Raw genomic sequence first — 1,281 nt, 5'->3', positions numbered from 1 at the left:
TGACCTGTAACCGGTTCTCCGGACACCAATGCTGAGCCGATGATCGTCTCGGAGAGGAGTCCGCCATGCCGGCACCGAAAGACCCGGAGTTCCGTCGTCGAGCTGTTGAGCTCGCGCGGTTGCGGGAGAAGCCGATCGCGCAGATCGCGAAGGATCTCGGGATCGCTGAGTCAGGACTGCGGCGGTGGATGGCGCAGGCCGACATCGACGAGGGCAACAAGCCCGGCCTGAGCACGGAGGAGCGGGCCGAGCTGGCCCGGTTGCGGCGCGAGAACCGGGTCCAGGCGATGGAGATCGAGATCCTGAAGCGGGCCAGTGCCTACTTCGCTCGGGAGAACGTGCTCCCAAAATAGGGTTCCGGCTCGTCTGTGAGCTCGCCGCGGACGGGTTCCCCGTCGCGGTGACGTGCCGGATCCTCGGCGTCTCCCGCTCGGGCTACTACGAGTGGGCCACTCGTGGTCCCTCCAAGCGTGACGTGGCTGACGCCTACCTGCTCGACACGATCATCAAGGTCCACGCCGCGGCCCGCTCGACCTACGGCGTCCGCCGGGTCCACGCCGAGCTGGTCCTCGGCATGGACCACCACGTCGGGCGCCGGCGGGTCGCACGACTGATGCGCTGCCAGCGCCTGGCCGGGGTCCACCGACGACGCTGGCGCCACCACCACCGCTCCGAAGCGGCCCACGATCATGGCTGGCCCGATCACGTGAACCGCCAGTTCGTCGCTGACGCACCGGACCGGCTCTGGGTCACTGACATCACCCAGCACCGCAGCAGCGAGGGCTGGGTCTACTGCGCCGTCGTGCTCGACGTGTTCTCTCGTCGGGTAGTGGGCTGGTCGATCGCGGACCACCTGCGCACCGAGCTGGTCGTCGACGCCCTCGAGATGGCCCGCATGCGCCGCCGTCCGACACCTGGTGGCGGCACGGTCCTGCATTCGGATCGCGGCAGTCAGTACACCTCGTGGCTCTTCGGCCACCGGCTGCGCGAAGCGGGCCTACTGGGGTCGATGGGCAAGGTCGCCTGCGCCTATGACAACGCGCTCATGGAGTCGTTCTGGGGATCGATGCAGATCGAGCTCCTCGACCGACGCCTCTGGTCGACCCGCGCCGAGCTCGCCTCGGCGATGTTCGAATGGATCGAAGCGTTCTACAACCCGGTCCGAAGGCACTCCGGACTCGACTACCGATCACCCATCGAGTTCGAGCGTTCACACCGCCGCCGTCCCGGCGGCATAATCACCACACCAGAACCGTCCGGGAAACCGGTTACAGGTCAACG

The 1,281-nt window shown here is 67.4% G+C and carries 2 protein-coding genes; both read left to right on the top strand.

Going from position 1 to position 1,281, the window contains the following annotated elements; all coding sequences use genetic code 11:
* Positions 1 to 65 precede the first annotated feature (65 nt).
* The gene (locus tag ACYU8I_RS18830; protein WP_460843873.1) at positions 66 to 353 is read left to right on the top strand and encodes a transposase; all 288 of its coding nucleotides are present in this window, start codon (positions 66 to 68) and stop codon (positions 351 to 353) included.
* 47 nt (positions 354 to 400) lie between these two features.
* Positions 401 to 1,281, top strand: an 881-nt coding sequence (locus ACYU8I_RS18825) for an IS3 family transposase (protein ID WP_460843871.1), incomplete at its 3' end; no start/stop codon positions are given.

The organism is Nocardioides marmoraquaticus (assembly GCF_054777915.1).
The sequence above is the reverse complement of the archived record's forward strand: the minus strand, read 5'-3'. Positions and strand labels throughout refer to the sequence as shown.

Bases quoted from the DNA above. Each gene is read 5' to 3' on its own strand.
- ACYU8I_RS18830 (WP_460843873.1), top strand. From the start codon at position 66: ATGCCGGCACCGAAAGACCCGGAGTTCCGTCGTCGAGCTGTTGAGCTC.